Origin of the sequence: Leisingera sp. SS27, from assembly GCF_028368855.1 — a bacterium.
Classification (GTDB): Bacteria; Pseudomonadota; Alphaproteobacteria; order Rhodobacterales; family Rhodobacteraceae; genus Leisingera.
Genome location: NZ_JAQNCY010000001.1, coordinates 1,107,178 through 1,125,675, shown reverse-complemented (window position 1 = coordinate 1,125,675; position 18,498 = coordinate 1,107,178). Strand labels below are relative to the sequence as shown.

The window sequence follows — 18,498 nt, the reverse complement described above, 5'->3', positions numbered from 1 at the left end:
CCTCAGCAGGCGGGAGAGTTTGCGGGTCAAATTTTCAGGGATCAGGGCTGACAATGCCGGTTTGCGCCCTAGAACCTGCCTCATGCGCGCGTTTGCCTCTCTCCTGTGTTTCATTCTGTGCTCCGCGGCCCTTCAGGCGCAGGAGCGGCGGCAGAGCCATTGCATCGCGCTGGCCCGGTCTGCGCCGGGGATGGAGTACCTGCAGCAGGCCAGCTGGCAGGACCCGGTGGCCGAGGACAGCGTGCAAATCCGCTATATCGCGCATGCGTCTTTCCTGCTGCGCACCGCGGGCGGGCTGAATGTCGTCACCGATTTCACCGGCTTCACCGGCGCTGCGCCGATGATCCCGGATGTGGTCACCATGAACCATGCCCATGAAACCCATTGGACCGCCCATCCCGACCCCGCGATCCCGCATGTGCTGGAGGGCTGGGGGCCATTTGGCGCTGGCATAGAGCATCATCTGGACCTGGGTGAGATGCTGATCCGCAATGTGCCCACAGACATCCGCAACATGTTCGGCGGGGTGGAGGCGCGCGGCAATTCGATCTTTGTCTTTGAGGCCGCGGGCCTGTGCATCGGCCATCTGGGCCACCTGCACCATGTGCCGACACCAGAGCAATACGCGGCGCTGGGGCGGCTCGATGTTGTAATGGCGGCGGTGGATGGCGGCATCACCTTGCCGCTCGATCAGATGCTGGAGGTGCTGGGCCGGCTGCGGTCCTCGGTGATCATCCCGATGCACTGGTTCAGCGACACTTCGCTGGAGCGTTTCCTGGCCCGGATCGGCCCGGAATTCGATGTGGTGGATGCAGGCAACAGCGAACTGACCGTGTCGCTGCGCAGCCTGCCCGGCCGCCCGACCATCCATGTGCTGCGGCCAAGGTACCTGCTGGAGGGCGAGTGACCCGTCTTGCCAGCCGCGGGGCCTTGCGGCATGGATAGGGCATGACGCTGAACCCTGCTGATCCCGCCTTTGCTGCCCGTCTTTCCCACCTTCTGCCCCAGGACGTTCTGCGGGATGCCGAACCGCGGTATCTGGAAGAGCCGCGCGGGCGGTATCAGGGGCAGGCGGCGCTGCTGGCGCTGCCGCGCAGCGTGGAGGACGTGTCCACCCTGGTCCGCGAAGCCAATGCCGCCCGGGTGCCGGTGGTGCCCTATGGCGGCGGCACCGGGCTGGTGGGCGGCCAGGTGATGGCGGACGGGGTGGCGCCGCTGGTGATCTCGCTGGAGCGGATGGCGGCGATCCGCGCGGTGCACGCCCCGGAGAATGTCCTTATCGCAGAGGGCGGGGCCATTCTGGCGGACGTGCAGGCGGCGGCGCAGGCAGCGGGCCGCCTGTTCCCATTGTCGCTGGCGGCAGAAGGCTCGGCCCGGATCGGCGGAAACCTTGCGACCAATGCCGGCGGCGTCAACGTCCTGCGCTACGGCAATGCCCGCGATCTCTGCCTGGGGCTGGAGGCGGTGCTGCCCACGGGCGAAATCTGGCACGGGCTGTCGCGGCTGAGGAAAGACAACACCGGCTATGACCTCCGGAACCTGCTGATCGGGGCGGAGGGCACATTGGGGGTGATCACCGCTGCTGCCTTGAAACTGTCGCCCATCCCGGCGTCGCAGGGCACCGCGGTCTTTACCGTGACGGACCCGCAGGCGGCCATTGATCTGCTGGCCCTGGCCCGCGATCACGCGGGCGAGGGTGTCAGTGCCTTTGAGCTGATCCACCGGCAGGGGCTGGACTTTCTGGCGGAGACGCTGCCGCAGGTCCGCCAGCCTTTTGCCGAGGCGCCGGAGTGGTGCGTGCTGATCGAGCTGGGTCTGCCGCGCGGGCTGGAGGCGGAGGACACTTTGGCCGCGCTGTTTGAAGCCGCCGAGGCGGCGGGGCTGGCCAGCGACGGGGTGATTGCCCAGTCGGACAGCCAGCGGCAGGCGTTGTGGGCCGTGCGCGAGCATATCCCGCTGGCCAACAAGGCCATCGGATCGGTGTCCAGCCATGACATTTCGGTGCCGGTTTCTGAGATCCCCGCCTTCATCGAACAGGGCAGGGCGGTGGTGGCCCGGCTTGGGGATTTCCGCATCAACTGCTTTGGCCATCTGGGCGACGGCAACCTGCATTACAACGTGTTCCCGGCCGAGGGCCGCAAGCGGGAGGACGATGACCATTTGCGCGCAGCGGTCAAAGAAGCGGTGCATGATCTGGTGCAGGCCTTCGACGGCTCCTTCAGCGCCGAGCACGGGGTGGGGCGGATGAAGACCGGCGATCTGGAGCGTTATGGCGACCCGGCCAAGCTGGCCGCGATGCGGGCTATCAAACAGGCGCTGGATCCCAATGGCATCATGAATCCGGGCGCGGTGCTGCGCGCGGAGTGAGGCGTGCCGTGAGCGGCGTCCTCCCGCACCCGCGGCTGCCCGGCTGCGCCGGACCGCCTGGCGGCTTTGGGCCCGGCACCGCGCATCCGCGCGGCGCGCCCCTTCCGGCCCAGGGGGCCTGAAGGGGCCATGCCCAACGGGAACAGCCTTTCTCTGGAAAGGCGCCTGACCGGCGGGAGATTTCCGGCCGCACACAGGCGGTCAGCGGGAGATACTCAGAGCCCCTCGAACTCGCAAAGCACATGCACGTCCATGCCCATGTCCTCCAGCAGCCTGCGCCCGCCCAGTTCCGGCAGATCGACGATGAAGGCGCAGGAGATGATCTCGCCGCCCAGCCGTTCGATCAGCTTGATGCCCGCGCCCGCGGTGCCGCCGGTGGCGAGGAGGTCATCCACGACCAGGATCTTCTCGCCGGGCTGGATCGCATCGTCGTGGATCTCCACAATCGCCTCGCCGTATTCCAGCTTGTAGTCCTGGCTGATCGTCGTGCCGGGCAGCTTGCCCTTCTTGCGGATCGGCACGAAGCCGGTGCCCAGCTGGTGCGCGATGGCGCCGCCGAGGATAAAGCCGCGCGCCTCAAGCCCCACAACCTTGTCGATCTGTTCCCCGGCATAGGGGTGCAGCATCTGGTCGATGGCCATGCGGAAGCCGCGCGGGTCAGCAAACAGCGTGGTCACATCGCGGAACATGATCCCTTCATGCGGGAAATCGACGATGGTGCGGATGTAGTCCTTGACGGCTTGTTTCTTGGGCATCTGCGCGGCTCTCTCGGGCTAAGTCGGTGGCACGGCCCGGCAACGGGCCGGGCCAGCAGCGGTTTGGACGATCCAGGGTCCTGTTGCAAGGGAAAGCAGGCGGCGGCCCGCGGCGGTGTTCTGATTAGCGGGCCAGGTTTGTGCTCCAGTGCATCAGCGCCTCCAAGGGCCCGCGTTTTGCAAAGAGGTTCCAGAACCACACCAGCACCATCGACAGGGCGCAGAACCCCAGCGAGAAGCCGAAGATCCGCGTGGGGCTGAGCGCGCCGTCCAGCTGCCCCATGGCCTCCAGTGTGCCCATGCCCAGAAGGATATGCGCCGCATAAAGGCTGAGCGCCTGCCGCCCCGGCGCGGCCAGCCATTCCGCCAGCCCGGCCTTGTCGAGCGCCGGGGTAATGGCCAGCACCAGCCCGGTGACCGCCAGCGCGCTGCCGGAAGCCGACAGGATGTAAAAGGGGCCGGGCGGGATGGCGCTGGTGCCGAACAGCTCTGCCAGTTCCGGGTCCTGGACCAGCATGCCGGGAACGGTGCCCAGCGCCGCGGCTGCAGCGCCCCACAGGACCAGATGCGCCTGCACCCGGCGGCTGGAGAGCTGAAAGCGGCCGGCCCACATGCCGAGGAACAGGAAGGCGGCCCAGGGAAACACCGGGTGCCAGCCGTTGTAGAGTGAATGGCGAATGAAGCCTTCGACGGTCCAGAAGTTCGCATAGGTGAGGGTCTTCCAATCCCAGTTCGCCTCGTATTCCAGGCTGATCACGCTGACGAACCCGATGAGCAGGATCATGGCCGCGGCCCGCAGGAGCATCCGGCCGGGGGCGGTCAGGAGCGGCAGCGCCAGCAGGAAGTAGAGCGCGTAGAAATGCAGGATGTCGGCCTCGAAGATCGTGAGGTTCAAGAGCCCGATCACAAACAGGAACACGGCCCGGCGGAAGACTGTTGTGCGGTCTGGGCGGCCCAGCGACAGGCCAATGCCTGCCAGCACCACAAACAGCGCCGCGGCGCGCCCCTCCAGCGCGTTGGTGAGCAGCGATGCAGTATCAGTGCCCGGCGTCACCCCTGCTGCAATGCGGAAGTTCACCAGCACCATGCCGCAGAAGGCCAGGAAGCGGGCGATGTCCAATCCGTGCAAACGCATGAAAACCCCGTGAAATCAGGAATGTGAAAAGAACTTGTCCTGCTAGGATAAAGGGACTGCCGGCGGCAAAGAAAAGGGGCGGTTTGAAATGACCGCCCCCCGTGTGCTGCTGAAAGGACAGGCTGCCGGTCAGCCCAGAACCCGGCCCGCCACGGCGTCCAGCCTGGCCAGCAGTGCCGGATCGCGTTTCTCTGGGGCGGTCATGATGGCGTATTCCAGCGCCTTGTCGCAGCCATGCGGGCAGTCCTGCCGCTCCTTGCCCAAGAGGCCGGGCAGGCGGCGCACCAGTGCCCGGGCATTGGCGGAGTTGCCCTGCAAAGTGGCAATGATATCCGTGATTTCCACCGCGCCATGCTCCGGGTGCCAGCTGTCGTAATCGGTGACCATGGCGACTGAGGCATAACACAGTTCCGCCTCGCGGGCGAGTTTGGCCTCGGGCATGTTGGTCATGCCGATGACGTCGCAGCCCCATTGCTCGCGGTACAGTTTGGACTCGGCCATCGAGGAGAACTGCGGCCCCTCCATGCACAGGTAGGTGCCGCCGCGGTGGACCTTGACGCCAGCCTCCCGCGCCGCTGTTTCTGCCGCATCCGAGAGCCGCGCGCAGGTCGGGTGCGCGACGCTCACATGGGCGACGCAGCCGGTGCCAAAGAAGCTTTTTTCACGTGCAAAGGTGCGGTCAATGAACTGATCCACAACAACAAAATCACCCGGTGCCATCTCCTCGCGGAAGGAGCCGCAAGCGGAGACGGAGAACACATCCGTTACTCCCAGCCGCTTCAGCGCGTCGATATTGGCGCGGTAGGGGACCTCGGTCGGGGAATGCACATGGCCGCGGCCGTGGCGGGGCAGGAAGGCCATTCTGACGCCGTCGAGCGTGCCGGTCAGGATCTGGTCCGACGGCGCGCCCCAGGGCGTTTCGACCGTGGTCCAGTTGGCATCCTCCAGCCCGTCGATTTCATAAATGCCGGAGCCGCCGATCACGGCGATCATGGTTTCCTGTGTCAAATCCTGCCCTCCTGTTGCTGCTGGTTTTGGATATGCGCAAGCGGGGCGGGATTTGGCAAGAGCGGGGCGGTAAACAGGGGGTGACAGGCGTGCACCCCTTGTGCACCCCCTGTGCACCGGGCGGGTGCCGCAGGCGGGGGAGCCTCCCCTCCCGGCGGCAAAGCCGCCTGCCGGGCAGCGGGACGCGAGTATTTGGGGAAAGATGAAGGGGCTGGAGCCTGTCCGTACCAGAGAGACGCGGTGAGCGCGGCGGCTTGGGTCAGTGGAGCGGAAGCACCCGGCATTTGCGGAATTTGAACAGGCGCGCGTAGCCGCCTTCGCAGAGCGCTGCCTTCAACCTGTCGCTGAAGAACAGTCCGCCCCTGAGTTTTGGGTCATACCAGAGATCCAAGCCTTTGAGTTGTCTGGGGGCGATTGCGATGTCGCCGTCTTTCATGTCCCAAGGCATGCGCCACACATCGGGTGGAGGTGGATTTGGCTGATGGCGCGTTACGGTACGTCCCTTCAATCCCCGGCTTTCTTCCTCCACCAGCAAATTGGGTTTGTCCCAGCCCGCCATGATCGAGAAGTCGCGGTCAACCGGAGTTTCCCGGTCATACTTGTACAGCTGGGCCGGGCAGATCCATGTGGAGCCGAGGTTGAATTGCCGGAAAACTGCGGCGAGGCGCGGGGAAACCTTTGTGCCGCCGCCGCCCTCGAACAATTCGGGCATTTTCTTGGGGAATTTCTGGTTCCGGTACATGGCATAGATCCGGATTGGCAATTCCTCCTCGGCAGGCACGTCTCCCCGCCTGATGGCCTGCCAAGCCGGTTCGGAGCGGTCGATATCAGTGCCGATCACACGGCTTGAATCGTTCAAGACTGCCGAGATCCAAAAATCACCTTCCGCCATAGTGGCTTCCTTATGCTTGTCTGAAATTTGCTGCCATTGCGTTCCGCTTGCAGGTTGGTGTGCAGCGGAGAGCCGGGCTATGTTTTGAAATTTCTGCCAGGGACATGACCCGGTTCCGGCGGCAGGCGCAAGTCTTCAACCGTTGACAAAAGTCATAACTGCCCGCCGGTGGCCTTTCCGTGCTTTGGGCGCAGCGGAACCTGCTGCTGCGGGGCCGCGCCCTTGCCCCGTTGGCATATTTCCGCTAGGGGCGGGCGGCGAACACTCCTCCTCCCGAGCACAGGTACCTGACATGAGACGCGCAGCCATGGCTTTGCTGGCCAAGCAGATTTCTCCGCCCAATCTTTCGATCATGCAGGACGAGGGCTTTACCGTGGGCCGCGTGCGCACCGAGCTTTTGTCGGGCCTGACGGTGGCACTGGCGCTGGTGCCAGAGGCGGTTGCCTTTGCCTTTGTTGCCGACGTGCATCCGCTGGTGGGGCTTTATGCGGCCTTTATGGTCGGTCTGATCACCGCGGTGTTCGGCGGCCGGCCTGGGATGATCTCGGGCGCAACCGGAGCGCTGGCGGTGGTGATGGTGGCGCTGGTGGCTGACCACGGGGTCGAATACCTGTTTGCCACGGTGGTGCTGATGGGGATTTTGCAGATCTTTGCCGGGGTCATGCATTGGGGCAAGTTCATCCGCCTAGTGCCGCATCCGGTGATGCTGGGGTTTGTGAACGGTCTGGCGATTGTGATCTTCCTGGCGCAGATGACGCAATTTACGGTTCCGGGGAGCGAAGGCGAAGAATGGCTGAGCGGCACATCTTTGTACATGATGCTGGGGCTGGTGGCGCTGACCATGGTGATCATCTGGGGAATGCCGAAGATCACATCTGTGATTCCGGCACCGCTGGCAGGCATTGGCATTGTGGCGGTTCTGGTGATCGCGATGGGGCTGGACGTGCCGCGGGTGGGCGACATGGCCTCAATCGAGGGCGGTTTCCCGGCCTTCCACAACCCTTTTGGCACCGGTGAGGGGCTGTACCCCCCGCATATGCTGGCGCCCTTCACGCTGGAGACGCTGTGGATCATCCTGCCTTATGCGGTCATTCTGGCGGCGATTGGTTTGATCGAGAGCCTGCTGACGCTGAACCTGGTGGGGGAGATCACCGGCAAGCGCGGCGGTGCCAGCCAGGAGTGCATTGCGCAGGGCGCCTCCAACGTGGTCACCGGCTTCTTTGGCGGCATGGGCGGCTGTGCGATGATCGGCCAGTCGATGATCAATGTGAAATCGGGCGGGCGGACGCGGATTGCGGGCATTGCCGCGGCGCTGTTCCTCTTGCTGTTCATCGTGGCGGCCTCGCCGCTGATCGAGCAGATCCCGCTGGCAGCCCTTGTGGGCGTGATGTTCATGGTGGTGATCGGGACGTTCGCCTGGAACAGCCTCAAGATCATGACCAAGGTGCCGCTGATGGATGCCTTTGTGATCGTTCTGGTGACGGTTGTGACGGTGATGTCGGACCTGGCGGTTGCCGTCGTTGTGGGGGTGATCGTCTCGGCCCTGGCCTATGCCTGGAACAACGCGCGCCGCATCCACGCCTATACCCGCGAGTCCGAGAGCGACAAGGGCGCCAAGGTTTATGAGATCGAGGGGCCGCTGTTCTTCGGCTCCACCGACGGGTTCATCGAGCTGTTTGATGTGGCGGGAGACCCGGACCATGTGATCGTGGACTTTGCCCGCAGCCGGGTGGTGGACCAGTCGGCGCTGCAGGCGATCGAGGCGGTGGCCGGAAAGTATGAAGCCGAGGGCAAGACACTGGTGCTGCGTCATCTGAGCCGGGATTGCCACCAGTTGCTGACCAAGGCGGGCCACCTGATGGTCGATAGCGACGACGACCCGGAATATGAGGTCGCGGTGGATTACTCGGTCAAGACCGGGATCCTGGGCGGCCACTGAGCGGTTCGGAGTACAAAAAGAAAAGCCCGCAGTTTTGAGGACTGCGGGCTTTTTCTTTTGAAGGGGGCTTTGGGCTCACCATACCAGCAAAAGCTGGTCCGCATCCTCCATCCCCTGATCCGTGCCTGCCACCCGGTTCCCGCCGCGCCAAGGAAAATAGCCGTTTCCCCGCAGAAAGTGCGGGGCCCCTCGGCGATTTGCCTTGGCCCAGCAGGCCCCGCGCGGCTGCCCGGTCTCAGGCGACGGCGGCTCCGGACCGGCAGGTGCAAGGTGCTGGGGTTAGTCCGGGGCGAGGGTTTCCAGCATGTCGAGGTCGCCCGCGAGGAGGGCGGGTTCGGCGCGGGCCAGCAGCTCGGCCGGCCAGTCCCACCATTTGAGGCTGAGAAGGCGGGCGATCTGGGGTTTCGGGAAGCGGAAGCTTTGCACTGCGCCAGGATTGCCGGTGACGATGGCATAGGGCGGGACGGAGCCGCGCACCACCGCGCCTGCGCCGATGATGGCGCCGTCGCCAATGCGGGCGCCGGGCAGGATCAGCGCGCCGTAGCCGATCCAGACGTCATTGCCGATCACCGTGTCGCGGGTGTCGGGCTGGTAGCCTGCCATCTGGGCCGGGTCGAACACCGGAAAAGGATAGCAGCTGAGCCCGTCCTGGGCGTGATTGGCCGAGGAGGTGATGAAGCGGACCCCATGGGCGATCTGGCAGAAGCGGCCGATCAGCAGCCGTTCGCGGGCGCCGGGAAACAGGTAGGGGGCCAGATGCTGCGCCCAGTTCTGTGGCGGGTCGAAATCGGAGGCATAGCTGTAGTCGCCGGCCTGGATATTGGGATGATCCAGTACCTGGGACAGCATCACGGTGCCCTCATGCCGGCTGCCGTCGGGCAGCGTTACGGGGTTTCTGAGGGAGCGGTCGGGAAGCGGCATCCTTGGGGCCTCACTCGCCGGGGCGGGCGAGCGGGAACAGGTCGCGCACCACCGAATAGTCGCGGTAGCCGAGGCGGGCCAGCGGCTGGAACGTTGTGACGTCAAAGGCGCCATCTCGCAGGCAGTCGTCGCGCAGGTGCACGCCGGTGACCTCGCCAAAGACCACCTTGTTGGCTTCGCCCGGCAGGGTGACGATCTGCGTCAGTTTGCACTCAAGGGCCGCAGGCGCGGCGGCGACGCGGGAACAGGCGATGGTTTCGCAGTCTGCGGATTCAAGGCCTGCATGGGCAAACTCATCCGTGTCCTTGGGCAGGGCGGCGGAGCTGGCATTCATCGCATCGCGCAGCGCATAGGACACCACGTTGACGCAAAAGACGCCGGTGGCCTCGATATTGGCGACCGAATCCTTGGTGCCGTCCTGGTCCGGCTTGGCGCTGGTGGAGGCGAACATCACCTGCGGCGGCGTATAGGCGACGGCGTTGAAGAAGGAATAGGGCGCCAGGTTGTTCACCCCGTCCGGCGAGCGGCTGGATATCCAGCCGATCGGGCGCGGCGTGACAATGGCGTTGAATGGATTGTGGGGGAGGCCGTGGCCGTCCTCGGGCCGGTAGAACATTTCTGTTTCCTGCTCTGGTCATAGACGTTTGCCCAAGGCTTACGCCCATGCTAGGCCAAACGCCAGCCTGCAGGGAAGAATGCGGAGGCAGGGACGGCGTGATCGAATTGAGGGCAGAGCAGCCGGAGGACCGGTGGGAGGTTGAGGCGCTCTATGACCTGTGCTTCGCGCCCGGGCGCGAGGCGCTGTCGTCCTACCGCCTGCGCGACGGGGTGCCGCCTGTTGAGGGCCTGAGCGAAGTGGCGCGCGACAGCGACGGCATTCTGGCCGCAGCAATCAGGTACTGGCCGGTTCAGATCGGCGGTGCCTCTGCGCTGCTGCTGGGTCCCGTGGCAGTGCACCCGACGCGGCAGGGCGAGGGGCTGGGCGGGTCTTTGATTCGCGACAGCCTGGCCAAGGCAGAGGAAACCGGCTGGGCCAGGGTGATGCTGGTGGGGGATGCGCCCTATTACCGGCGGTTCGGCTTTACCAGGCTGACAGGGGTGGAAATGCCGCCGCCGACCAACCCGGAGCGGGTTCTGGGGCTGGAACTGCAGGCGGGCGCCTGGGATGGCGTACAGGGGCAGGTGAGCCGCTGGCGGGCTTGAAATTGTGCCTTTCGCTGCCGATCTTCAGAAGGGCAGAGGAGACACATGTGGCAGATGTTCTGACAAACGCGCGGGCCTATACCCCGCAGGAGATCGACGCCGAGCTGGACGCGCTGGCGGCGCGGTACCGGGCGGCTGGCGGGTTCGGCGTTGACCTCTTGAACCGGCTGGGCGGCAGCGGCGAGAGCCTGCTGGAACGGCTGCCGGAACCGGTGCGGGCCGGGCTGACCGGTGCCACTGAAACTGCCCTGCGGGTGGCTATGAAGGGGGCCAGCCAGTCGCGCCGCCTGGTGCCGGATCAGACGCCCGGTGTTGACCGGATGGTGAGCGCGGCGATGGGGGCCGCAGGCGGCGCTGCCGGCCTGCCGGGCGCGCTGGTGGAGCTGCCGGCGACCACCGCCTTTCTGCTGCGCACCATCCAGAGCGCGGCGGCAGAGGAGGGGTTTGATCCCGAGGCCGAAAGCGTGACCTTTGACTGCATCCGGGTCTTTGCCGCGGCTGGGCCGCTGGCGGAGGATGACGGGGCGGATCTGGGGTTTGTCTCGGTCCGGCTGGGGCTGCCCGGGGGCTTGCACAAGCTCATTGCGCAGGTGGCGCCCAAGCTGGGCACGGTGCTGGGGCAGAAATTGGCCGCGCAGGCGGTGCCAATTGCAGGCGCGGTGGCGGGGGCGGCGGTGAACTATGTGTTTTCCGGATATTACCGCGAGATGGCGCATGTGCATTTCGGCCTGAGAAGGCTGGCGGTCGAGGCGGATGTGGCGCCGGAGGAGCTGACGGCACGGCTGCGGCAGCGCTTGCAGGGCCCGGATGCAGCACGCTAGCTGCAAGGTTGACACAGAGACCTCTTGCGCTTGCCGGAAAGGCAGATTTAATCAGCCTTTCCTGCTAAGAGAGTAAGCATGATTCAATACAGCCTCAAATGTGCGGACGGGCATGCGTTCGACAGCTGGTTTCAGTCGGCGGCGGCTTTTGACAAGCTGGCGGCAGCCGGGATGGTCTCCTGTGCGGTCTGCGGCGGCACCAAAGTGACAAAAGCCATCATGGCACCGCGGGTGCGCCCGGGCCGCAAGGCCGTGTCTGCTGTCGGCGAGCCGGAACCGCAGGCCGCTCCGAAAGCTGCGCCTGCGCCTGCGCCTGCGGCCCCCGCAGCTGTGCCCTCTGCGTCAGGGCCGGGCATGCTGAGCCGCCCCTCTGGCGAGGTGGAAAAGGCGCTGGCCGAGCTGCGCAAGAAGGTTGAGGAAAACTCCGATTACGTGGGCGGCAATTTCGTGCGCGAGGCCCGGGCCATGCATCTGGGCGAGGCGCCGGAGCGGGCGATTCACGGCGAGGCCAGGCTGGAAGACGCGCGGGAGCTGATCGAGGAAGGGGTGCCGGTGATGCCGCTGCCCTTCCGTCCCGGACGCAAATCAAATTGAGGGACAGAAAACTGAAGGACAGGGCAGAATGCATGCAGTTGTAACGGGAACCAGCCGCGGGATCGGCAAGGAGCTGGTAAAGCAGCTGCGGGAGGCGGGCCATGAGGTGACGGGCACCTCGCGGGACCATTCCTCGGGCGTCAAGCTGGATGTCTCTGACCCTGGCCAGCAGGCGCGCTTTGCCGCCCAGATCAAGGGCCGCCCTGTGGATCTCCTGATCTGCAATGCCGGCGTCTATATCGACAAGGCAATGGGGCTGGAGGATTACTCGGCAGAGGTTTGGACCAAGACCCTTGCCGCCAATGTGACCGGCGTGTTCCTGACGGTGCAGGCGATGCTGCCGAACCTGCGGCTGGCGGAAGAGCCGAAGATTGCCATCATGTCGTCGCAGATGGCCAGCCACAGCCGGGCGCCGGGGGGCAGCTATGCCTACCGCGCATCAAAGGCGGCGGCGCTGAATATCGGGCGCAACCTGGCAACCGACCTGAAGCCGGAAGGGATTGCTGTCGGCATCTATCATCCCGGCTGGGTGCAAACCGACATGGGCGGGTATGACGGCGATATCACAGTGCAGGAGTCGGTCGCCGGGCTGATCAATGAGTTCGATGTCCTGACCCTGGACACCACCGGCTGCTTTCATACTTGGGACGGCCGCATCCACCCCTACTGAACCGAAACGGCCAGAACGGAGCTCGCGGCGCGCTCCCGCGCCCGCGGGCGCCTGGCTATGCCAGCCGCCCTGATGGCCTTGGGCCGGGCGCCGCGCGGATGCGCGGCGCGGCACCGTGCGGATGCACGGTGCCCTGCCCAACGGGCTGAGGGCCCGGCAGGGTCCGGTGCCGGGCGGGAGCGCGCCGCTGCGCAGGATACTGCGGATGCTGAAAAGAGAAAAGCCGGCGCGCTGGGCGCACCGGCTTTCTTGTTTGCGTGCCGCGCCCCGCAAGCGGGGCGGGGGGTTATTCCCAGCAGCTGACCAGGACGGTCATGCCGGAGGCCAGGCGGGTCATTGCCGCGTTTGGCAGGCTGCCGCCGGAGGCGGGCTGTGCGGCGGGGCTAAGGCCCGCATCGTTCAAGGCGCCGCGGATCACCTCGGCGTTCACTGCAAAGCTGACGCCTTCGGGCAGCTGTTTGCCGCCGGACTGCTGCGGCAGCAGCATCCCCAGCACCGCGCCGGTTGCATCCAGCACCGGGCCGCCGGCATCGCCCGGCTGGACTGCCAGCTCCAGCCGGGCGACATTGGTGTTGCCGTCCAGGCTCTTCACGTCAGCGATCTTGCCCCAGGTGAGGCTGGGTGCGCCGAGCACACCCTCGTAGGAGAAGCCGGAGACCGCGACCTCGGATTGCAGCCGCGGGGAAGCGGTGCTGAGGCCTGCCACAGCGGCGGGCGCCAGCGGCTGTGCGGGTTTGAGCACTGCGATGCCGTCGGCGGTGTTCTTGGCGGCGACACTGGCTTCATAGCCGTGGTCCAGGGTGATCCGGGTGCAGCCGGCCACCACGTCCGAAGTGGTCAGGACGCTGCCATTGCCGTCCACGAAGAAACCGCTGCGCGACAGCTTCGGCTTGCGGATCTCCAGGCCGGAGACCAGGTCGACGCTTTGCACCGCGTCGCCGCCTGCTGCCGGGTCCAGCACGCCATCCAGCCGGGTGAAGCTGGACTGCATCGCGGCCAGAACACGGGCGCGGCGGTCTTCGTCGCCGGCGGGCCAGACCAGGGTGAAGCCCTTGATCTCGCCGTTTTTCAGGCTGGCCTGGGTGAAGGAGACGGTTTTGCTGTTGCGGCCTTCGATGGTGAAGCTGTCGCTGCTGCGCTCGCGCGGGCCGTCCAGCGGCACGATTTCCAGCGTTTGCAGGATGTCGTAGAGGCCGAAGAGGGTGCGCTTGTCGCCGGGCTGGCTGATCAGCAGCAGCTGGGCGCCCAGATCGCCTTTGCTGGTGTAGTGGGCAAAGGGCGATTCATAGCGGTCAAAACCCACTTCGCTGCCTGGGATCTGCAGCGCGATGCCGGCCTTGGCGTCCTCGGCCCGGGCCATGCCGACGGAGATCAGCGGCGCGTTGTACTCATCCATCAGCACCTGGCGCTGGGCGGTGGTCAGAACCCCGGTCGGCTCAAAGCCGCGGGCGGCCTGCCAGTCGCTCATCGAGGCGCGGGTACCGCGCCCGAAAGCGCCGTCGATGCCGGAATTGTAGAAGCCTGCCGCCTTCAGGGCGACTTGCAGCTCCATCCGCTGTTCACGGCTGAGCGCGCTTTCGCTGCGCCGCGCCTGGGCCGGGGTTTCATCGGGCAGGGTGGTCTGCAGGGCGGTTTGCGGCTGTGGTTCGGGCTGCTGGACAGCGGGTTCCGCGGGCGCGGGCGCCGGAGCAGGTTCCGCGGGCTGGGTGGCATCCGCGGCGACCGGGTAGAACTGGCTGCGCAGGTTGCGCTGGAACGCGATGAAACTGTCGCGCGGGATCTGGCCCTCGGCGCGGTAGACCTGCAGCACGCGCTCTGCGTCCTCGCGGGCATAAGGCCCCAGCACAACGCCGTACCAGCCGCCGCCAAGCGCATAGCCGGAAACATCGGGCAGGCGGGCGGCATAGCTGCGGGCCTCGTTTTCGGCCTCGCGCAGGGAGGGGCGGGCGGCAATCTGGATCCAGACGCCATCGCGGCTGCTTTGCGCCGAAACAGGCGCCGTGAACGCAATGGCCAGCGCAATCAGCGGCACGGCCAGAGCGGCAAACAGTTTTTTCATAGTCAGGGCCTCGTATCCCGGAAGTACTCATATTCTTTGAGGCGGAGATAAAGCATTTTGCGGCGGTAAAGGGAACTCCTCATGACAGGGGGAATTCCCGGCCCGTTGCCGCATTCCCGCACTTTTGTTGCCGATGCGCTGCGGGCACCGGGGCAAGGACGGGGCTTCGGTAGGCAGAGGGCGTTGACCCTGCCAAGAGCCTTGCATAGGAAGAACACCGCAATTGCTGCCCCAGATGCCCCCAAAGGGATAAGAGATGACCCAGACCAACGGCGCGCCGCGCTCCTTCCAAGAGATTATCCTGAGGCTCCAGAATTACTGGGCCGCCAAAGGTTGCGCGGTGATGCAGCCCTACGACATGGAAGTCGGCGCCGGCACCTTCCACCCGGCGACCACGCTGCGCTCGCTGGGGTCCAAGGCCTGGGCCGCGGCCTATGTGCAGCCCTCGCGCCGCCCGACCGACGGGCGCTATGGCGAGAACCCGAACCGGCTGCAGCATTACTACCAGTATCAGGTGCTGATCAAACCCAGCCCGCCGAACCTGCAGGAGCTGTATCTGGGCAGCCTTGAGGCGATCGGTGTCGATATGGCGATGCATGACATCCGTTTTGTCGAGGATGACTGGGAAAGCCCGACGCTGGGCGCCTGGGGCCTGGGCTGGGAGGTCTGGTGCGACGGCATGGAAGTTTCGCAGTTCACCTATTTCCAGCAGGTCGGCGGCCATGACTGCCACCCGGTATCGGGTGAGCTGACCTATGGTTTGGAGCGTCTGGCGATGTATGTGCTGGGCGTCGATCACGTGATGGACATGCCCTATAACGACCCGGACGCGCTGATCCCGCTGTCCTATGGCGATGTGTTCAAGCAGACCGAGGAAGAATACGCCCGCTGGAACTTTGACGTGGCCAACACCGAAGTGCTGCTGCGCCATTTCGAGGAGGCCGAGGCCGAATGCGCCGCGATCCTGGCGCAGGAACATCAGGACCCGAAGACCGGCAAGCGCATCATCATGGCGCATCCGGCCTATGACCAGTGCATCAAGGCCAGCCACATCTTCAACCTGCTGGATGCCCGCGGGGTGATTTCGGTTACAGAACGCCAGGCCTATATTGGCCGTGTCCGGGCGCTGGCCAAGCAATGCGCCGATGCATTCGTGCAGACCGAGGCCGGCGGGCATGCGCCCGAGAGCGCGGCCTGAGCAGGGGACAGCACGTTATGGGGAAACTTCTTGCCCTGATCCTGATCGTCTCCGGCCTCGCGGCTGGGGGGGCGATGTATTATCTGCAGGTCTATGGCTTCTATGATGAGGTCGCGCTGCAGCCGGGCCGCGAAGTGATGCTGGTGCCGCTGGATGGCGGTGAGGCCCAGCCGATTGCCTATGCGGATTTCGAGGCGATTGACGCCGACAGCTCGCCCATCCGCTACCGCGCTTGCTTCAGCACCAAGATGACGCCGGACGCGCTGGCGCAGGTCTTTACCCTGTCGGACAAGACCGAGCCGCGCAATGCGCCGGACTGGTTTGAGTGTTTCGATGCCGCCGCCATCGGCGCCAAGCTGGCAGAGGGTTCGGCCAAATCCTTCCTGTCGGTCAAGAACATCTCTTATGGTGTCGACCGCATTGTCGCCGTCACAGACGAGGGCCGCGGCTATGTCTGGCATGAGCTGAATGACTGCGGCCAGAAAGCCTATGACGGCACTGTGGTGGGCGAGGAATGCCCAGCCCGGCCTGAGGCCGGTGGAGGCAACGGATAGTGCCCCGCATCTTGCCCGCCTTTTCTGAATTTTCCGCTGCGCCCGCCCGCGCGGCCACGCCCGAGGATATCTGATGCCCGATCTGCTGATTGAACTGTTTTCCGAGGAAATCCCGGCCCGCATGCAGGCGCGTGCCGCCGAGGACCTGAAAAAGCGCGTGACCGATGGTTTGGTCGAGGCGGGTCTGACATATGCCGGTGCCGCCGCGCTGTCGACGCCGCGTCGCCTGACGCTGGCAGTGGACGGCCTGCTGGCGGAAAGCCCGACCATCTGCGAAGAGCGCAAAGGGCCGAAAGTGGGCGCGCCGGACAAGGCGATCGAAGGCTTTCTGCGCGGAGCAGGCCTCACACGCGATCAGCTGGAAGAGCGCGAAACGCCGAAAGGCGCGGTCTATTTCGCGATGATCGAAAAGCCGGGCCGCCCGGCAGCCGAAATCATTGCCGAAGTGCTGGAAGACACCATCCGCAACTTCCCCTGGCCGAAATCCATGCGTTGGGGCGCGGGGTCCCTGCGCTGGGTGCGGCCCTTGCATTCGATCCTCTGCATCCTGTCGGATGAGGCAGGCGCAGCCGTGGTCGATCTGGACATCGACGGTATCAAGTCCGGCAACACCACCCGCGGCCACCGCTTCATGGCGCCGGACGAGATCACCGTCACCGGTTTTGACGACTATGCCGCCAAGCTGAAGCGCGCCCATGTGGTGCTGGATGCCCGCGAGCGGGGTGAGGCGATCTGGCAGGAAGCGACCAATCAGGCCTTTGCCAATGGGCTGGACGTGGTCGAGGACAAGGGGCTCTTGGCCGAGGTTGCCGGGCTGATCGAGTGGCCGGTGGTGCTGATGGGCGCCATCGGCGAAGAGTTTCTGGCGCTGCCGCCGGAGGTGCTGCAGACCAGTATGCGCGAGCATCAGAAGTTCTTCTCTGTGAAAAACCCCAAGACCGGCCGGATCGAGAGGTTCATCACCGTTGCCAACCGCGAGACTGCGGACAATGGCGCCACCATCCTGGCTGGCAACCAAAAGGTCCTGTCGGCACGTCTGGCCGATGCCAAATTCTTCTGGGAGAACGACCTGCGCACGGCGAAGTCCGAGGCAGGCATGGGGTCCTGGGTGGAGAACCTGGGCAACGTGACCTTCCACAACAAGCTGGGCACCCAGGCAGCGCGGATTGACCGTATCGCCGCGCTGGCGCGGGAGATTGCGCCGGTTATGGGCGCTGATGCCGATCTGGCAGAGCAGGCGGCGCGGGTGGCCAAGGCCGACCTCAGCTCGGAAATGGTCTATGAATTCCCGGAACTCCAGGGCCTGATGGGCCGCTACTACGCCGAGGCCGCGGGGCTGCCTTCAGCCGTGGCCAACGCCTGCGAGCAGCATTACTCGCCGCTGGGGCCGGGCGATGATGTGCCGTCGGAGCCGGTCTCGGTTGCGGTGGCGCTGGCCGACAAGCTGGACACGCTGACCGGCTTCTGGGCGATTGATGAAAAGCCCACCGGGTCAAAGGATCCGTTCGCCCTGCGCCGCGCCGCGCTGGGGGTGATCCGGCTGGTGCTGGAGAATGATGTGCGTGGTTCGCTTTGGAAGCTAAACTTGCGTGGCTTTTCTCAGCACGTAGTCAAGGACGGGTCTGAGTCTGATTTGCTTGCTAGGTTCAAAGAGCATCTCAATGAACTTGTTTCTAGGGATTTGCCCACTGCGGATAGCGAAGCCTCCGAAGAACTGGAGCATGCGCTGAAAACCCCAGCAGACCTCCTCTCGTTCTTCCACGACCGCCTCAAGGTCTTCCTGCGCGACCAAGGCATCCGCCATGACGTGATCGACGCCTGCATCGCGATGGACGGCAACGACGACCTAACGCTGCTAGTGAAACGCGCCCGGGCGCTGGAGGATTTCCTGAAGACCGAGGACGGCACCAACCTCCTGCAGGGCTTCAAGCGCGCCAACAACATCCTGTCCCAGGCAGAGGAAAAGGACGGGGTGGAATACTCCTATGGCGCCGACCGCAAGTTTGCCGAGGACGACAGCGAAAAAGCGCTGTTCGACGCGCTGGAGGCCGGCGGGGCGGCGATCTCTCCGGCCATCGAGGGTGAAGATTTCGCGGCAGCCATGCGGGGCATGGCCGCCCTGCGCGCGCCGATCGATGCGTTCTTTGAGGCGGTGCAGGTCAATGCCGACAGCGACATCGTCCGCCGCAACCGGCTGAACCTGCTGAGCCAGATCCGCCAGGTCTGCGGCCAGGTGGCGGACCTCACCAAGGTCGAGGGCTGAGCGCCAGCGCCCGTCTTCTTCTTTGCCTAAAATACTCCCGCCGGAGGCACCGGCCTTTCCGCAAGGGAAGGCCGGTTTTCCGTATCTGCACCCGCCTGATCCGTTACCGCCCCGTTACA

The 18,498-nt window shown here is 65.2% G+C and carries 17 protein-coding genes; 10 read left to right on the top strand and 7 right to left on the bottom strand.

Translation table 11 applies throughout. From position 1 onward, the window contains the following. The first annotated feature begins 82 nt into the window (after nt 1-82). Together N6L27_RS05575 and N6L27_RS05570 are read left to right on the top strand one after the other, a co-directional pair. Entirely contained in the window at nt 83-907 is an 825-nt protein-coding gene (locus N6L27_RS05575; RefSeq protein ID WP_271906142.1) for an MBL fold metallo-hydrolase, read from the top strand. Between the two features lie 41 nt (nt 908-948). After that, complete coding sequence (locus tag N6L27_RS05570) at nt 949-2,367, top strand: FAD-binding oxidoreductase (protein WP_271906140.1); 1,419 nt, start codon at nt 949-951, stop codon at nt 2,365-2,367. 215 nt (nt 2,368-2,582) lie between these two features. Here N6L27_RS05570 and N6L27_RS05565 read toward each other — a convergent pair whose 3' ends face one another. The 4 genes from N6L27_RS05565 to N6L27_RS05550 form a co-directional block, all read right to left on the bottom strand. After that, complete coding sequence (locus tag N6L27_RS05565; protein ID WP_271906139.1) at nt 2,583-3,122, bottom strand: adenine phosphoribosyltransferase; 540 nt, start codon at nt 3,120-3,122, stop codon at nt 2,583-2,585. A gap of 124 nt (nt 3,123-3,246) precedes the next feature. After that, complete coding sequence (locus N6L27_RS05560) at nt 3,247-4,257, bottom strand: DUF418 domain-containing protein (protein WP_271906138.1); 1,011 nt, start codon at nt 4,255-4,257, stop codon at nt 3,247-3,249. Between the two features lie 129 nt (nt 4,258-4,386). Further along, on the bottom strand, nt 4,387-5,265 hold the full coding sequence (locus N6L27_RS05555; protein ID WP_271906137.1) for an S-methyl-5'-thioadenosine phosphorylase: 879 nt from the start codon (nt 5,263-5,265) through the stop codon (nt 4,387-4,389). A 259-nt stretch (nt 5,266-5,524) separates the two neighbouring features. Further along, nucleotides 5,525-6,157: a hypothetical protein gene (locus tag N6L27_RS05550; RefSeq protein WP_271906135.1), complete on the bottom strand. Its 633-nt coding sequence runs from the start codon at nt 6,155-6,157 to the stop codon at nt 5,525-5,527. 292 nt (nt 6,158-6,449) lie between these two features. Between N6L27_RS05550 and N6L27_RS05545 the strand changes: the two genes are divergently transcribed. Then, nucleotides 6,450-8,096 carry a SulP family inorganic anion transporter gene (locus N6L27_RS05545; protein WP_271906133.1) on the top strand — a complete coding sequence of 549 codons (1,647 nt, stop codon included), beginning with the start codon at nt 6,450-6,452 and terminating at the stop codon, nt 8,094-8,096. A gap of 279 nt (nt 8,097-8,375) precedes the next feature. Here the strand turns inward: N6L27_RS05545 and N6L27_RS05540 are convergent, their stop codons facing one another. Both N6L27_RS05540 and N6L27_RS05535 read right to left on the bottom strand, forming a co-directional pair. Beyond that, nucleotides 8,376-9,017: a CatB-related O-acetyltransferase gene (locus tag N6L27_RS05540; RefSeq protein WP_271906132.1), complete on the bottom strand. Its 642-nt coding sequence runs from the start codon at nt 9,015-9,017 to the stop codon at nt 8,376-8,378. 10 nt (nt 9,018-9,027) lie between these two features. Then, the gene (locus N6L27_RS05535; RefSeq protein ID WP_271906131.1) at nt 9,028-9,633 is read right to left on the bottom strand and encodes a flavin reductase family protein; all 606 of its coding nucleotides are present in this window, start codon (nt 9,631-9,633) and stop codon (nt 9,028-9,030) included. Nucleotides 9,634-9,731: 98 nt separating this feature from the next. On the opposite strand from N6L27_RS05535, the gene N6L27_RS05530 reads away from it, so the two are divergent. From N6L27_RS05530 to N6L27_RS05515, 4 genes are all read left to right on the top strand, one after another. Next, nucleotides 9,732-10,220 (top strand): GNAT family N-acetyltransferase, encoded by a 489-nt coding sequence (locus N6L27_RS05530; RefSeq protein WP_271906128.1) that lies wholly within the window; start codon nt 9,732-9,734, stop codon nt 10,218-10,220. A gap of 47 nt (nt 10,221-10,267) precedes the next feature. After that, nucleotides 10,268-11,041, top strand: coding sequence for an EcsC family protein (locus N6L27_RS05525; RefSeq protein ID WP_271906127.1), 774 nt, complete (start codon nt 10,268-10,270; stop codon nt 11,039-11,041). A gap of 78 nt (nt 11,042-11,119) precedes the next feature. Beyond that, a complete protein-coding gene (locus N6L27_RS05520; RefSeq protein WP_271906125.1) occupies nt 11,120-11,635 on the top strand; it encodes a DUF1178 family protein in 516 nt (171 codons plus the stop codon). Nucleotides 11,636-11,663: 28 nt separating this feature from the next. Further along, nucleotides 11,664-12,305: an SDR family oxidoreductase gene (locus N6L27_RS05515; RefSeq protein WP_271906123.1), complete on the top strand. Its 642-nt coding sequence runs from the start codon at nt 11,664-11,666 to the stop codon at nt 12,303-12,305. 286 nt (nt 12,306-12,591) lie between these two features. Here N6L27_RS05515 and N6L27_RS05510 read toward each other — a convergent pair whose 3' ends face one another. Further along, nucleotides 12,592-14,364, bottom strand: coding sequence for a trypsin-like peptidase domain-containing protein (locus N6L27_RS05510; RefSeq protein ID WP_271906121.1), 1,773 nt, complete (start codon nt 14,362-14,364; stop codon nt 12,592-12,594). A gap of 256 nt (nt 14,365-14,620) precedes the next feature. On the opposite strand from N6L27_RS05510, the gene N6L27_RS05505 reads away from it, so the two are divergent. The 3 genes from N6L27_RS05505 to glyS all read left to right on the top strand — a co-directional run bounded on the left by N6L27_RS05505 (nt 14,621) and on the right by glyS (nt 18,379). Next, the gene (locus tag N6L27_RS05505; RefSeq protein ID WP_271906120.1) at nt 14,621-15,562 is read left to right on the top strand and encodes a glycine--tRNA ligase subunit alpha; all 942 of its coding nucleotides are present in this window, start codon (nt 14,621-14,623) and stop codon (nt 15,560-15,562) included. Nucleotides 15,563-15,579: 17 nt separating this feature from the next. Continuing rightward, the gene (locus tag N6L27_RS05500) at nt 15,580-16,116 is read left to right on the top strand and encodes a DUF6446 family protein (protein ID WP_271906119.1); all 537 of its coding nucleotides are present in this window, start codon (nt 15,580-15,582) and stop codon (nt 16,114-16,116) included. Nucleotides 16,117-16,189: 73 nt separating this feature from the next. Then, nucleotides 16,190-18,379 carry a glycine--tRNA ligase subunit beta gene (gene glyS, locus N6L27_RS05495; protein WP_271906117.1) on the top strand — a complete coding sequence of 730 codons (2,190 nt, stop codon included), beginning with the start codon at nt 16,190-16,192 and terminating at the stop codon, nt 18,377-18,379. The last annotated feature ends 119 nt before the right edge of the window (nt 18,380-18,498 follow it).

Coding starts and splice junctions, on each gene's coding strand:
- N6L27_RS05575 (WP_271906142.1), top strand. CDS start 83: ATGCGCGCGTTTGCCTCTCTCCTGTGTTTCATTCTGTGCTCCGCGGCC.
- N6L27_RS05570 (WP_271906140.1), top strand. CDS start 949: ATGACGCTGAACCCTGCTGATCCCGCCTTTGCTGCCCGTCTTTCCCAC.
- N6L27_RS05565 (WP_271906139.1), bottom strand. CDS start 3,122: ATGCCCAAGAAACAAGCCGTCAAGGACTACATCCGCACCATCGTCGAT.
- N6L27_RS05560 (WP_271906138.1), bottom strand. CDS start 4,257: ATGCGTTTGCACGGATTGGACATCGCCCGCTTCCTGGCCTTCTGCGGC.
- N6L27_RS05550 (WP_271906135.1), bottom strand. CDS start 6,157: ATGGCGGAAGGTGATTTTTGGATCTCGGCAGTCTTGAACGATTCAAGC.
- N6L27_RS05545 (WP_271906133.1), top strand. CDS start 6,450: ATGAGACGCGCAGCCATGGCTTTGCTGGCCAAGCAGATTTCTCCGCCC.
- N6L27_RS05540 (WP_271906132.1), bottom strand. CDS start 9,017: ATGCCGCTTCCCGACCGCTCCCTCAGAAACCCCGTAACGCTGCCCGAC.
- N6L27_RS05535 (WP_271906131.1), bottom strand. CDS start 9,633: ATGTTCTACCGGCCCGAGGACGGCCACGGCCTCCCCCACAATCCATTC.
- N6L27_RS05520 (WP_271906125.1), top strand. CDS start 11,120: ATGATTCAATACAGCCTCAAATGTGCGGACGGGCATGCGTTCGACAGC.
- N6L27_RS05515 (WP_271906123.1), top strand. CDS start 11,664: ATGCATGCAGTTGTAACGGGAACCAGCCGCGGGATCGGCAAGGAGCTG.
- N6L27_RS05510 (WP_271906121.1), bottom strand. CDS start 14,364: ATGAAAAAACTGTTTGCCGCTCTGGCCGTGCCGCTGATTGCGCTGGCC.
- N6L27_RS05505 (WP_271906120.1), top strand. CDS start 14,621: ATGACCCAGACCAACGGCGCGCCGCGCTCCTTCCAAGAGATTATCCTG.
- N6L27_RS05500 (WP_271906119.1), top strand. CDS start 15,580: ATGGGGAAACTTCTTGCCCTGATCCTGATCGTCTCCGGCCTCGCGGCT.
- glyS (WP_271906117.1), top strand. CDS start 16,190: ATGCCCGATCTGCTGATTGAACTGTTTTCCGAGGAAATCCCGGCCCGC.